The 13818-nt window shown below is 37.4% G+C and carries 14 protein-coding genes; 4 read left to right on the top strand and 10 right to left on the bottom strand.

Going from position 1 to position 13818, the window contains the following annotated elements; genetic code table 11:
* Positions 1-12: 12 nt before the first annotated feature.
* The gene (locus M0R21_04385) at positions 13-813 is read right to left on the bottom strand and encodes an inositol monophosphatase (protein MCK9617052.1); all 801 of its coding nucleotides are present in this window, start codon (positions 811-813) and stop codon (positions 13-15) included.
* Positions 814-897: 84 nt separating this feature from the next.
* On the bottom strand, positions 898-2190 hold the full coding sequence (mtaB, locus tag M0R21_04380; protein MCK9617051.1) for a tRNA (N(6)-L-threonylcarbamoyladenosine(37)-C(2))-methylthiotransferase MtaB: 1293 nt from the start codon (positions 2188-2190) through the stop codon (positions 898-900).
* 62 nt (positions 2191-2252) lie between these two features.
* On the opposite strand from mtaB, the gene M0R21_04375 reads away from it, so the two are divergent.
* Together M0R21_04375 and M0R21_04370 are read left to right on the top strand one after the other, a co-directional pair.
* Entirely contained in the window at positions 2253-3413 is a 1161-nt protein-coding gene (locus tag M0R21_04375; protein MCK9617050.1) for a PAS domain-containing sensor histidine kinase, read from the top strand.
* Positions 3414-3476: 63 nt separating this feature from the next.
* Positions 3477-5873 carry a response regulator gene (locus tag M0R21_04370; GenBank protein MCK9617049.1) on the top strand — a complete coding sequence of 799 codons (2397 nt, stop codon included), beginning with the start codon at positions 3477-3479 and terminating at the stop codon, positions 5871-5873.
* Here M0R21_04370 and M0R21_04365 read toward each other — a convergent pair.
* From M0R21_04365 to M0R21_04330, 8 genes are all read right to left on the bottom strand, one after another.
* Positions 5860-6750 carry a DMT family transporter gene (locus M0R21_04365; GenBank protein ID MCK9617048.1) on the bottom strand — a complete coding sequence of 297 codons (891 nt, stop codon included), beginning with the start codon at positions 6748-6750 and terminating at the stop codon, positions 5860-5862. The two genes, M0R21_04370 and M0R21_04365, sit on opposite strands and share 14 nt — an antisense overlap.
* Positions 6751-6757: 7 nt before the next feature.
* Positions 6758-7285, bottom strand: coding sequence for a cache domain-containing protein (locus M0R21_04360; protein ID MCK9617047.1), 528 nt, complete (start codon positions 7283-7285; stop codon positions 6758-6760).
* Positions 7286-7308: 23 nt separating this feature from the next.
* Positions 7309-8289 (bottom strand): lipoate--protein ligase, encoded by a 981-nt coding sequence (locus tag M0R21_04355; protein MCK9617046.1) that lies wholly within the window; start codon positions 8287-8289, stop codon positions 7309-7311.
* 25 nt (positions 8290-8314) lie between these two features.
* Positions 8315-9082: a TIGR02757 family protein gene (locus M0R21_04350; protein MCK9617045.1), complete on the bottom strand. Its 768-nt coding sequence runs from the start codon at positions 9080-9082 to the stop codon at positions 8315-8317.
* A gap of 141 nt (positions 9083-9223) precedes the next feature.
* A complete protein-coding gene (locus M0R21_04345; protein MCK9617044.1) occupies positions 9224-9778 on the bottom strand; it encodes a 2-oxoacid:acceptor oxidoreductase family protein in 555 nt (184 codons plus the stop codon).
* 97 nt (positions 9779-9875) lie between these two features.
* The gene (locus tag M0R21_04340; GenBank protein MCK9617043.1) at positions 9876-10649 is read right to left on the bottom strand and encodes a thiamine pyrophosphate-dependent enzyme; all 774 of its coding nucleotides are present in this window, start codon (positions 10647-10649) and stop codon (positions 9876-9878) included.
* A 1-nt stretch (position 10650) separates the two neighbouring features.
* A complete protein-coding gene (locus M0R21_04335) occupies positions 10651-11736 on the bottom strand; it encodes a 3-methyl-2-oxobutanoate dehydrogenase subunit VorB (GenBank protein MCK9617042.1) in 1086 nt (361 codons plus the stop codon).
* Between the two features lie 25 nt (positions 11737-11761).
* On the bottom strand, positions 11762-11989 hold the full coding sequence (locus M0R21_04330) for a 4Fe-4S binding protein (GenBank protein MCK9617041.1): 228 nt from the start codon (positions 11987-11989) through the stop codon (positions 11762-11764).
* 444 nt (positions 11990-12433) lie between these two features.
* On the opposite strand from M0R21_04330, the gene M0R21_04325 reads away from it, so the two are divergent.
* Both M0R21_04325 and M0R21_04320 read left to right on the top strand, forming a co-directional pair.
* Complete coding sequence (locus tag M0R21_04325; GenBank protein ID MCK9617040.1) at positions 12434-13021, top strand: hypothetical protein; 588 nt, start codon at positions 12434-12436, stop codon at positions 13019-13021.
* Between the two features lie 384 nt (positions 13022-13405).
* A complete protein-coding gene (locus M0R21_04320) occupies positions 13406-13744 on the top strand; it encodes a hypothetical protein (GenBank protein ID MCK9617039.1) in 339 nt (112 codons plus the stop codon).
* Positions 13745-13818 lie beyond the last annotated feature (74 nt).

The raw sequence follows: 13818 nt of genomic DNA, 5'->3' as shown, positions 1-13818 counted from the left end.
ATTGGAATAAATTTATATAAAATATTTTTTTCCAAAAACAGTCAGCAATTCATTAAAAATAAATGAGTTAGCTGCGATAATTTCTTTACCAAAAATGTAATTGCAGGTATTGTTGAATGTACCGGCAGTACCGCCTGCCTGCTGTACCAGGAATGCACCGGCTGCAACATCCCAGGGATGTAGTCCGTATTCAAAAAATGCATCGAAGCGTCCGCAAGCTACATAAGCAAGATCAACGGCTGCCGAACCCGGGCGCCTAATGCCTCTTGAATGTTGTAAAAGATAGGTAAATACGTTAAGATATTGGGGTAAAACGGAAAAGTCGGAGTAGGGAAAACCCGTGCCTATCAACGCCTCAGCCAGTTTTTTAGTAGGAGAAATTCGGATTACATTATCGTTTAAAAAAGCCGGGGCTCCTTTCCATGAATAAAAACATTCGTTGCGGTTGGGCTCGTACACCACCCCTAAAACAATTTCGTTTTGGCAGGCTAAGGCTATACTCACCGAGTAAAAAGGAACTCCATGTACAAAGTTGGTTGTTCCATCAAGGGGGTCAATCAGCCAGGTATATTTCGTGTTTAATTCAGCTTCGGAAGCTGATTCTTCTGCAATTATTCCTGCTTTGGGCAGCAATAATGTTAGCTTTTGCTTTATCTTTTTTTCCGATGTTTTGTCCACAAAGGTTACCAGGTCGTTAATCCCTTTTTTTTCAATAGAATTTTGATTAATATTCTGCTTTTCAGATAAAATATAGCTACCGGCTTCTTTGCTAATCAGTATAACTTCCTGGCATAATTTTTCAAGATATTCCATCAGACTATATAGATAAAATTATTGAGTAAGTGATTCTTTTACTGAGGATTTTTCTTTCATTTTTTTTATTGAAAAGCAGAGTCGTTACTCCTGATTCCAGATAAAAATTCCATCAGAATCAATGATTGTCAAATGTATGTTATTAATTTCATTAATCAAAATAGGATTAAATTTTGTTTTTACCCTGAGATAGTTATCACTAAAGCCGTACATGAAGCCATTTTCAGTATCACTTTCCCACAAAACACGGGCTTCGTATCCAATATTTTGCCTGTAAAATTCCATTTTCTTCTCCTCCGAAAATAAATGAAGAGATTTGCTACGCTCTTTAATAGTTTTTGCGGGTATTTTAGGAAAAATATGCTGGGATGCAGTATGTTTCCTTTCTGAATAAGAAAAAACATGTGCGTATGAAATGGGTGTTTGCTTTAAAAAATCAGAAGTTTCGGTAAAATGGGCGTCAGTTTCACCCGGAAAACCGACTATTATATCACAAGCAATACAGCAATGTGGTATAAGTTTTCTAATTTTTTCTACTTTATCGGCAAATAATTCTCTTGTATATTTTCTGTTCATTGCTTTCAACACTGTATTAGAGCCAGATTGCAGCGGAATGTGAAAATGTGGCAAAAACGTTTGTGAATGAGACATAAATTCGATCAATTTTTCGTTGATCAAATTGGGTTCAATGGAGGATATCCGGATGCGTTGGATATTTTTTATTTTTTCGAGTTCTTTAATGAGCATCAGCAGGTTTTCGTCGTTATTTTTTCCAAATTCGCCCAGATTGATCCCGGTAAGTACAATTTCTTTTATTCCTTTTGCTGCAATTGCCTTAGCAGTTTCCACGGTGTTTTTAATCGTATCGCTCCTGCTTCTTCCACGGGCATGGGGGATGGCACAATAAGTGCAAAAATAATCGCATCCATCCTGTACTTTAAAAAACGAACGAGTACGGTCATTTGCCGAAAAAGAAGGAATAAATTTGGTTTCTTTATTGATACTCTGATTATAAATTTCAGGAGAATGCGGTTCTCCTAATTCTTCTATTTTTTGTTGTAAATCAAATTTGTCAACATTACCCATGATGATATCTACGCCCCCGATGTTGGCAATTTCGGAAGCGTTAACCTGAGAAAAACAACCTATAACTGCTATTCTTGCATCCGGATTACGTTTTTTAGCTTGTTTAATTGCCGTAATACATTTTTTTTCAGCATTATCTGTTACAGTACAGGTATTAATCACATAAATATCGGCGACTTCAGACATATCAACCACATGGTAATCTTTTTCAATAAATTGTCTTAATATGGAAGAAGTTTCCGAAAAATTTAATTTACACCCAAAAGTATGGAAAGCAATCTTTTTTTTCATTTTGCAAAGATACATTATAAACAATTTGTAATTTTGAAAATCAATTAAATGTAAAACTATAGATGAAGTCAATACAAAATAATGTACATAAAAAACTTAAACGCATAAATCTTCAACAACTTGTTAATATCAAGATGCTTTTTTACAATTCTCCCATGGGCATGGTTCTTCTTGATAATGAGGGAAAAATTGTAGAAATTAACAAGCGCATGTATGAAATATTAGATGCAGGTGAGAGGGACTACAAGGAAAAAAATCCTATAAAATTAATAAGAGATAATAATATAAATAAAGCTATTTCGCAAGTTGTTTCGGGGGAAGAAGTATATCTTGAGGGGAAATATATTTCAAATAAACAAAAAATCATTTTTTTTAAATTGAACGGTAGTCCTGTATTTACAAAAAATAATCAATTAATTGGTTCTGTTTTGATTATAGAAGATATAACTGAAAGAGAAAATGATAGAAAACAATACGAAGATAAACTGAACGAATACAATAAGTTATTGGAAACAAAATTAAAAGAACGCTCTTTGCAATTGGAAGAAAAAAGCAAAGAATTTGAAAGATTTGCACTGAACATTTCTCATGAACTTGTTGCATCAAACAGGGTGATACAGGGGTATATAAAAGCTATGAAAGAAGATTTTTATAAAAATATTCCCGAGCTTGGTCAAAAATATATTTTAAGAATAGATAACGCTGCGGTCTATCAAGATACTATGATTAATAGTTTGCTTAATTTTAGTAGAATTAGTAACTCCGATGTCAGAATGCATACCTTGAATCTTGAAAAAATTTCTAAAGAAATTGTCAAACACTACTTCGAAGGTGCTATAAGTGAAAATGCTGAAATAAATATAATTTGCCCTATGTCTGTAGTAATTTCCGACCACGATGTACTGATACAGATTATTTCCAATTTGCTGTCGAATGCTGTAAAATTTGTTGAAAAGGGCAAAAAACCAAAGGTTGAAATATTTACTTCAGAAACTTCTGAATATGTTTATTATAGTGTAAAAGACAATGGGATAGGAATACCGTCACCGAAGCTCAAACTAATTTTTGAAGCATTCGAACGCTTGCATGGCATTGAATCTTACCCAGGTATAGGAATAGGTCTGTCAATTGTAAAAAAAGCAACCGAACGCATCAATGCCCGGATTGAAGTGGAATCAGAGATAGGCAAGGGAAGTACGTTTCGTTTATGTTTAAAAAAATAATGTACTTGACAAAAAAAATTGTATATTTTTGTAATCTATTACAATAAAATCTAATTTAATAAAATGTCTGATAAAATTCGTATTCTCATCGTTGACGATAACCCCGACGACAGATTTTTAATTATTAGGGAACTCAAAAAAGAATTTGAAATAGAGCCCATTGAAGTTATTAACAACGAAGAGTTTTCCTTGGCTTTGGAGAAACTGAATTATGATGTGGTTATTACAGATTACATGCTCAGGTGGACAAATGGCATAGAAGTTACCCGGGCTATAAAAAAGAAAAATCCGTTACAACCGGTTATTATGTTTACCGGTTCTGCCGGCGAAGAAATTGCAGTTGAAGCAATGAAAGAAGGACTCGACGACTATATAATCAAATCGCAGAGACATTATATGCGTATCCCCATCGCAATAAAGTCAATTTTATTTAAAGCAGCCGAAAAGAAAAAAAGAAACAGGGTTGAAAAAATTCAGACTATTGCTTACCAAATTGCTCAGGCAGTTAATATTACCTACGATTTAAACGAATTATTTCAGGTGATCAAGTCTGCACTTTCCGAAATAATAGATACAACAAATTTTTTTATTGCGCTATATAACAAGGAAAAAGATGAGTTATCGCTTCCATATATTGTTGATATTAAAGATACTTTTCAAGTTTTTCCAGCAGGAAAAACTTTGACAGCTTATGTTATTAAAAACGATATTCCGATTCTTGCTGACGAAAAAAAAATAGATGAACTTGAATGTGATGGTCATATTGAGTTAGTAGGAACACCAAGTAAAGTATGGCTGGGAGTGCCACTGAAAACAAAAGATACTCCAATTGGAGCTCTTGTAGTTCAAAGCTATACTGATGAAAATGCTTATACCGAAGATGACCTTGAAATGCTTCAGTATGTTTCCAACCAGGTAGCATTATCCATTGAAAGAAAAAAAGCCGAAAACGAAATCATTGACTCTAATAAACGCATACAGGCTATACTTCGGGCAATTCCCGATGTAATGTTTATTTATAATTCAGATGGCTATATTCTTGACTATTATTTGAATAGTCAGAAAGAATTTTTTATTACCACTGGCTCTGCCAAGGGTAAGCATATAAGGGATATTCTGGGAGGTTCTATCTTTTCAGAAGTGCAAAATGCTATGAAGATATGTTCCCGAAGCCGGTCAATACATACGTTTGAATATGAGTTGTTTATAAATAATGAAAAAAAATATTATGAATCAAGGCATGTCATGCTTTCCGAACATGAATTTTTAACTATTGTACGTAATATAACCCAGAGTAAAAAGGACCATTTGGCTTTGCTGAAAGAAAAAATGCGTTCGGAAGAATCGGATAAATTAAAGACGGCTTTTCTTTCCAATATGTCGCACGAAATCCGAACCCCTATGAATGCCATTATTGGCTTTTCTTCACTGCTCTCGGAAGCCAATTTGCAACAGGATGAAAAAGAGGAATATATTCGGCTGATAAGTGAAAATGGGAATGTGTTGCTCAATCTTATCAACGATATTATTGATATTGCCAAAATAGAAGCCGGTGAAATACAAATTTCAAAATCGCCTTGCCAGCTCAATTTGATGCTAAATCAGTTGTTTGAATATTTTAAAAATAAAAACCAAAATTCCAAAGTTGAAATTATTCTTTCCAAAGCAAATGATATTTCCGGTTTCACTATTCACACTGATGCCTTGCGTCTGAGGCAGGTTTATACAAACCTGATTGGTAATGCAATGAAATTTACTGATTCAGGAAAAATAGAATTTGGATATACTTTGCAGAATAATATAATCCAATTCTTTGTTAAAGATACCGGGATAGGAATTGCAAAAGAGAGCCGGGAGGTGATTTTCGACCGGTTCCGGCAGGCTGACGACTCTTTTACCCGGAAATTTGGTGGTACTGGATTAGGGCTTACTATATCAAAAAACCTTTTAAAGCTAATGGGTGGAGATATCTGGGTGCAGTCGGAAGTTGGAAAGGGTTCCGATTTTTATTTCACTCTCCCTTACGATAAATCCCACGATACTTCAGTAACAGAGAAAGAAAGAAATGAAAAAACAGATAAAGCTTCCATTTACAACTGGAAAGGGAAGACCATCCTGATTGCAGAAGATGTGCCGTCGAATTACCAGTTTGCTGAAGCCGTACTTCGCAAAACCGAAGCAAATCTGATTTGGGCAAAAGACGGTCAGGAGGCAGTGGACATTTGTTTGAATAATTCTGATATTGACCTTGTTTTGATGGATATTCAGATGCCGGTGATGAATGGATACGAAGCTACCCGGAAGATTAAAGTAATGAAACCTAATTTGCCAATAATTTCTCAAACAGCTTATGCTATGCTTGGTGAACGCGAGTTGAGTTTAGAAGCAGGTTGTGATAATTACCTGTCAAAACCCATTCGTCCGGGAGATTTACTTTCAACTATTGCTAAGTATTTTTAGCACTAACATATTGTTGAAAAAGTATTCCACTTATTATTAGCCCAAGTCCAGCTAATGTTGATGGAAGTATTGGTTCTCCAACTGCAAAATGCACTATTATCAGCGATAAAAAGGGCGAGAGGTATATAAGGTTACTCACTTTTGCTGTGGTTACTGAATATTTTAATGCTTTTAGCCATAATACAAAGGTGATCCCCATTTCGAATAAGCCAATGTAAACCATACCCGTAATTGCCTTGATATTATCTGGCTGAAATTTTGAAAATAATAACAGCGTAATTACACTGTAAACAAAACCAAAAAGGAAATTCCAGAAGAGTTTTGGAAGTTCATCTCTGGTATCTTTCATATTCATTATCCAATATAAAGCCCAGATTATAGTGCTTAACAGGGCGAGACTTACTCCGACCGGTTCAGAAAAATGCATTTCCCGCAATTTCCCTCCAGTAGCAATAAGCAAAGTTCCGGAAAAACTTACCAATAATGCCATTACATTTTTTATTCCGATACGTTGTTTGAGTAATGGTATCGAAAGTAAAACAAGCATGATTGGCCATAAATAATTCAATGCTACAGCTTCCTGGGCTAGCAGAAGCGAATATGCCTTAAAAAGGATTAAATAATAAAGAAAAGGATTCAAAAAGCCGAGAAAAGCAGAACGGAGTATTTGCTTCTTTGTAGTTTTTAAAATCCTGGAAAAACCATTCTTTTGTATGCTTAACCAAAGTAGCAATACCAACATTGCAACAAATGATGAGTAAGTTACTAACTGGTAAGTGTCGGCGTATCGCAGGGTAATTTTAAAAGCTGAACCCACGGTTGCCCAGCATGCAACTGACATAAAAGCAAAAATATAAGCCTTTTTCTGGTTTTTCATCAGGTTTTTACTTTTCGAGCGACAAGTCGGCGGTAACTACACCGATAATTTTTTTTTCAATATTATTGTAAATAGGTATTGCACACGACATCATCCAGATTTTTGCTGCTCCGCTATCGTAGTAGGGCTTTGTCCAATAAGCCCGTGACTTTTTCATAGGTACTGCATACCAGTCGTCATTAGGATAATCGTAATTTGCCGGAAGACCAATGCTGACGATTTTCCCATTTTTCCGGTAGGCGTATCGGGCACAAAGAGAATCACTTCCATCGGGTTTTTTGGTAGGAATAAATCCAAAGGCTGAACCAAAAATGACATCGTTATGTTCGATGAAATGAATCAGGATTGAGTCAATATTGTCAAATCTGATTTCTTCATTGGCAAGTGTGTTGCTAAATTCGGAAAGAGCATATTCTATTGCCTGTAAATTACGAGTACTTGGTTTGTTATAGGGCTTATTGTTGCTTTGGCACGAAAAAAGTATAGAAGCAATCAATCCGAGTGTGAAGACTTTTTGGAAAAATGATTTCTTCATATTATTTAGTTTTAAAATTGTTTTCAGAAAAGTCCATTGATAAACTCTTCTGATTCAATTTGCGGGAAATAATCTTCAAAATTGATTTTTGATAGTTCACTTCGAATGAAGTTTTTTTCGTGGGGAATGCCTTTTAGTAACAGGCTTACATCAAGGATGTCGTGTTTGTTAAAAAAATCTCCAAAGATTTGAATATCTATTATAATTCCGTCTTTTACATCGAGGTCGAAATCGAGTTTGCCACCTGTTGTCTTGATAGATTTTTGAAGTTTGTATTTAGGTGAGTAACCGAAATTCCATTTCCAGGTGCTGTATTTTTTTTCTTTAAGCGATGAAATTCCGGCAATATCATTTTCTGTCATTTCGTAGAGGTAAGTTTCGGGATACATTTCCATTATATGGTTCATCACCATTTCTTTGAATTGCAAAACATCCAACGGACTGTGCAGGTGTTCGCTGATGTTGGTAACCCGGCTCTGGACAGATTTTATGGCTTTGTCTTGAAATTTGGAAGGGTCAACTTTCAGTGCGGCGGTGAGGTCGGTCATTTGTGATGAAAACAGGAGGGTGCCGTGATGGAGGATGCGGTTTTTGAAAATATGTTCGGCATTACCAGAAAATTTTTTTCCATCAATAGTAAGGTCGTTCCTTCCTTCGAAACGGGCATTGATGCCGAGTTTGAGTAAAATATCGAGGATTGGTTGGGTGTATTTCCGGAAATCAATGAGGGTTTCGTGCTCGCCATTCTGAATGAAAGTAAAGTTCAGGTTGCCCAGGTCGTGGAAAACTGCCCCTCCACCCGACAGACGGCGTACTACGGGAATATGGTGTGCATTTACATAATCAAGATTTATTTCAGCGAGGGTATTTTGGTGTTTCCCGACGATGACACAAGGTTCGTTTCGCCACAACATGAAAATATTTTCCGTAAATTCTTTGAGAAAATATTCTTCGGCAGCAAGGTTGAAATACGGATTGGTCTGGATTCGTTTGATACAAAGCATAGTTTATTTTTTGGCAAAAATACGTTTAAAAACCTTCCGATACCCCGGTTCCGAAGAGGGCGAAGTCGTATTTTACCGGGTCAGAGGGGTCGAATTTTTTCAGTTCTGCGGTGAGTTCTTCCACTGCTTTCCAGTCGTTTTGTTTACGGTTAAGGAGTCCGAGGCGGCGGGCAACCCTGCCCGAATGTATATCGAGCGGAATGCAAAGCTGATTTGGCTGAATGTTGTTCCAGATGCCAAAGTCAACTCCATAAGGGTCTTTGCGTACCATCCAGCGTAGGAACATATTGATGCGTTTGGCGGCTGAACCTGTTTGGGGATTTGAAAGATGTTTTTCGGTACGATGTAAATGTGGCAGTTCGAAAAAAATATCCCTGAAGCTGGTTATTGTATCCTTAACGTTAATACTTTCAGGATTTATATTGCGTGAAAACACTGCTTCGAGTCCGCCATGTTGATGATAAATGTTATGAAGCGATTCGAAAAAGAAAAGCAGATCGAAACTGTTGAAGGTACGGTGAACGAAGTGTTTCACCTGATTTGCCTGTGAAACCGAGGGACTGTAATTGATAATAAACTGGTAAGGTGAGGGTTTCATAGCCTCCATCAAGCGGTTGGCTGATGCGAGTATGCTTTTGCGGTTTCCCCATGCGATGATGGCAGTGAGAAATCCGGCTATTTCGATGTCTTCTTTTAGTGTAAAACGATGAGGGATGCTGATGGGGTCGGCTGGTATGAACGATGGCTGGTTGTATTCGAGGTATTTTTGTTCGAGAAAATCTTTTAACTGCATTACCTTATGTTTTTTAATTTTATAGATGCTAACTACGATTTATCCCGTACGAACTTACAAAAAGTTATTTAAACAAAAAAGGATGTCTCCCCCTGTGGAAAACATCCTTCGTTTTGTGGTACAGAAATAAAAATCCGAAGATTAACTAACCAGGTGCACAGGTTTAATTATCTCTTTACCTTTTTCTATAGCCTTTTCGTTTTCAGGAATAAGGTTATGATGGCGTTTTGGCAACGATTTTTCCAATCCTTTACGGATGTATTCCGGTCCTACCAACGGTTTCAGTTTAAGGAAACCGCCAAGCACTATCATATTGAAGACTTTGAGCAAGCCTTGTTTTGCGGCTTCGTCGTAGGCTTCGATGGAATAAATATTAATGTCTTTGCGTTGCGGACAACGGGTAATTCCGTTAGGGTCGTACAACAGAACGCCACCCGGTTTTACACTGTTTTCAAATTTATCCATTGATTGCTGGTTAAGGATAATGGCGGTGTCGAAAGCATTCAGCGAGGGGGAACTGATGCGTTCGTCGCTGATGATAACGGTAACGTTTGCAGTGCCGCCGCGCATTTCGGGTCCGTAGGAAGGCATCCAGCTTACTTCCTTATTTTGCATTACACCGGAATAGGCAAGGATTTTCCCCATCGAAAGGACTCCTTGTCCGCCAAATCCGGCTATGATGATTTCTTCAGTCATTTTTTTAAAGTTTGAAGTTTCTTTAATAAGTTTCAAATACAGTGTTTTGAGTTTTGAGAATTTTTTTTACTAAAAAGCTAAAACCAAACACTTTTTTTTACTCAATCGTATTCTTAATGTCTCCAAGCGGGTAGAAGGGGAACATATTTTCTTCCATCCATTTGTTAGCTTGCACGGGTGTAAGTTTCCAGCCCGAGTTGCAGTTAGAAACAAATTCGATGAAGGAAGTACCTTTTCCGAGTTTCTGGCTTTCCAGTGCTTTGCGAACGGCACGTTTGGCTTTGCGTGCATTGGCAGGAGTGTGTACACTTTGGCGGGTAACATAAATAGTACCCGGAAGCTGGGCAACCAGTTCAGTCATTTTAAGCGGGTTTCCCATAGTGTGGATATCGCGCCCATAGGGCGAAGTGGCGGTTTTCATCCCTTCGAGGGTTGTGGGCGCCATTTGTCCGCCGGTCATACCGTAGATTCCGTTGTTAACAAAAAATATGGTAATGTTTTCGCCGCGGTTACAGGCATGGATGGTTTCGGCAGTACCGATAGCGGCAAGGTCGCCATCACCCTGGTAAGTAAATACAAATTTTTCAGGCATCAGCCTTTTAACAGCCGTGGCAAGTGCGGGGGCACGTCCATGAGCGGCTTCCTGGCAGTCAATATCGAAATAATTATAAGCCAAAACCGAGCAACCTACTGGTGCAATGGCAATGGTTTCGCTTTGAATACCCATTTCTTCAACTACTTCGGCAATTATGCGGTGCACAGTTCCGTGTCCGCAGCCTGGGCAGTAGTGCATAATATTATCGGTAAGCACCGAGGTACGGCGATACACTAAATTTTCTGGTTTGCGAATTTCTACATTAATATCTGCCATTTTATTTTCCTCCGATAATTTTGTGTTCCAATGCGTCAATTACTTCGGCAGGGGTCGGGATAATTCCGCCAAACCTTCCGTAGTGTTCTACTCTTACTTTGCCTTCAACGGCAAGGCGAACGTCTTCCACCATTTGTCCGGCACTCATTTCTACCGAAAGCATGCCCTTAACCCTGTCTGCCATTTGATTCAATGCTTTGTAGGGATAAGGATACAGGGTGATGGGGCGGAGCAATCCAACCTTAATGCCTTTGGCTCTGCCTAGCTCGATAGATTTCATGCAGATGCGTGCACTGAGTCCGTAAGCTACGAAAATATATTCGGCGTCGTCGCATTGTATGGTTTCGTAACGCACCTCTTTTGCTTCCAGTTCGCGGTATTTAGCCTGGATACGAAGGTTAACTTTTTCCTGTTTGTTGGGATCCAGTTCGAGTGATGTGATGATGTTATGACTACGGGTTGCCGGTTTTCCGAAAGTAGCCCAAGGGGTATTTTTTTCAATTTCTTCACGGGTAAAGCGGGGAACCTGTTCGTCGAGTTCTACTTTTTCCATCATCTGTCCGATAGCTCCGTCAGAAAGTATCATTGCCGGATTGCGGTATTTAAAAGCGAGATTAAAAGCTAATTTAACAAAATCATACATTTCCTGAACGGATGAAGGAGCAAGGGTGATGAGCTTGTAATCGCCGTGTCCGCCACCTTTTACTGTTTGGAAATAATCAGCCTGCGAAGGCTGGATGGTTCCCAGTCCGGGACCGCCGCGTACAACGTTTACCACCAGGCAGGGCAGTTCGGCACCTGCAATGTACGAGATTCCTTCCTGCATAAGACTTATGCCAGGACTTGATGAAGATGTCATCACCTTTTTACCACAAGCGGCACCACCATACACCATGTTGATGGATGCCACTTCGCTTTCAGCCTGCAGAACCACCATACCGGTTCGTTCGTGGGGCTTTTCTGCCATCAGGTATTCCATAACCTCCGACTGGGGAGTAATGGGATATCCGAAATAGCCGTCGGCACCTGCGCGAATAGCCGCTTCGGCTATGGCTTCGTTGCCTTTCATTAATCGTAATTCTTTCATTCCCTTGTGTATTTTATGGGTTGATTTAATCGTTAATTTTTGCCCTGTAAACTGTTATTACTCCGTCGGGACAAACAACGGCGCAATTGGTGCAACCGGTACAGGTATCCTTAACCGGTTCTGCAAAATGATATCCTTTGCCATTAACAAGCTTCGACATGGAAATCACTTCTTCGGGACAGGCAGTCATGCACACTTCACATCCCTTGCATTTTTCAACATCTATAACGATGCTTCCTTTTACTTTTGCCATTTCGTGTTTCGTTTATTGAATTGCTGAATAAGTGTTTTTCGTAAAACGAAGCGAAATTAAAGAAATTTTACCGAAGCAGTCTGAAATTTTGAAAAGATTTTTAAAATGCTTTTCAACATTGGCCGCAACATGGCAATAGTGTGTAATAAAACAACTGTTTCCGGCTGGTTTCTGATATCAGAAAATATTTAATAATGTTGCCGGATAGCACAAATTTTTGCAGTTCATAATTTAGTAAGATTGATTTTGCCGTTTGCCGAAGTAAAAAAACAGATAATTTGAGATATTCAGTATTTGTGTAAATTTGGACATTAAAAAAAGGTAACTAATTACGAAATAACCGCCATATGGGGGTTATACAGACGCTATGCGGCAGCTTAAAAACAGAAAAAATATTTAATTGTTAAGCTTTAATAATTCAGGAAATTTATAAGACAAATGATTATGGATGAAAATAATAAAATCGTTGCACGTAAATATTATGCACAAGCTGAATATTTTATAGTTGCTGCTGAACTTGCAAGTAAACATTCAAAAACTAAATTTAATGAAAACCCTGTAGCGTATAAAAACTTTGAAATAGTAATTGTTGGCACTCACCATGCTTTTTCTGCGGAGTTGCTAATAAAAGGAATAATGTTTTTTCACAAGGGCAATCATCCTAAATGTCATGAAATAAAAGACTTATTAAATCATGAATCTTGTAGAAAGTTAAAAGAAACTATAAAAAACGAATTTCAACCGAAAATTCATATTTCTTATTCTAAAGAATTATTAGAAACCCAATTAAATCAATACCTTAATAACCTTGACAAAAAAGACAAATTTGAAAATAAGGAAATAGAGACTTTAAATAAAATAATTAGCACGTTTGAATTCGGAAGTTTTGATTATTTTTTGGAATTGCACAGCAATCATTTTGTTAAAATGAGGTACGCTTGTGAAAAAGACCCTCCTCCATTAGATATGAATTTCACATCTTTTTTAAATGAACGACTTAGAACTGAATTAAAAAAATTACTTAGATTGTAAAAATAAATATCATAAAAATTGGCAAATTATTTACATCGAAATTGAGGAATGAAAACTGAAGATAAAAAAGCCGACCGCATAACAAAGTGTAGCAGCAATAAGGGTTTCAGTGGCAATTCAAGCATTCTGCCCCGCTCAAACTTCGGTGTCGGTGGACAAGAAAGTAGCCCGCAATCCCTTACCGCATATAGCCTCGACCGTTATGGGCAAGTTTAAGGAACGACAAACAGACAGAATAGAATAAAATAAATCTTAACTTTGACACTTCTTGACAGCCATTACCGACTGATAAAAACAAAAAATAACAAGTGGAGGCCAGAAACCATTTTAAAAACGGGGCAAAAACCGAAAAGCCAAATGAGTAGGAATAAAAAAAATATCACAATGAAAGCACTACGGTTTATCATTTTAATAATTTTTCTATCACTATTTTGGGTTTCCTGTAAAACTCACGAGAAAATTTCGGTCATAGTTATTGACAAATTAACTAAGCAACCAATAGATAGTGTTTTTGTTAAAGTTTCTGATGGCAAAAAGAATGGTGGTGATTGGTCTGATAATGCGGTTACAGGTTATACTGATTCCAATGGAAAGTTCGAAGCAACAATAAATATAGGTTATGCTTTTGGAAATAATCATATATATTTGGGTTATGAGAAAAAGGGTTATATTTATAAGGAAGAATTAAACAAAACAGAAGGGATTGTTGAGTTAGAACATTAGGTTTTTGTAAACAATATGGATTGTTGTATATATATGTGTATCAGTGCTTATGTGAATAATGAGGACAAAAACCA

The organism is Lentimicrobiaceae bacterium, from assembly GCA_023227965.1.
Taxonomy (GTDB): Bacteria; Bacteroidota; Bacteroidia; order Bacteroidales; family JALOCA01; genus JALOCA01.
Note: the sequence above shows the minus strand (reverse complement) of the source record. Positions and strands in the feature narration are given on the sequence as shown.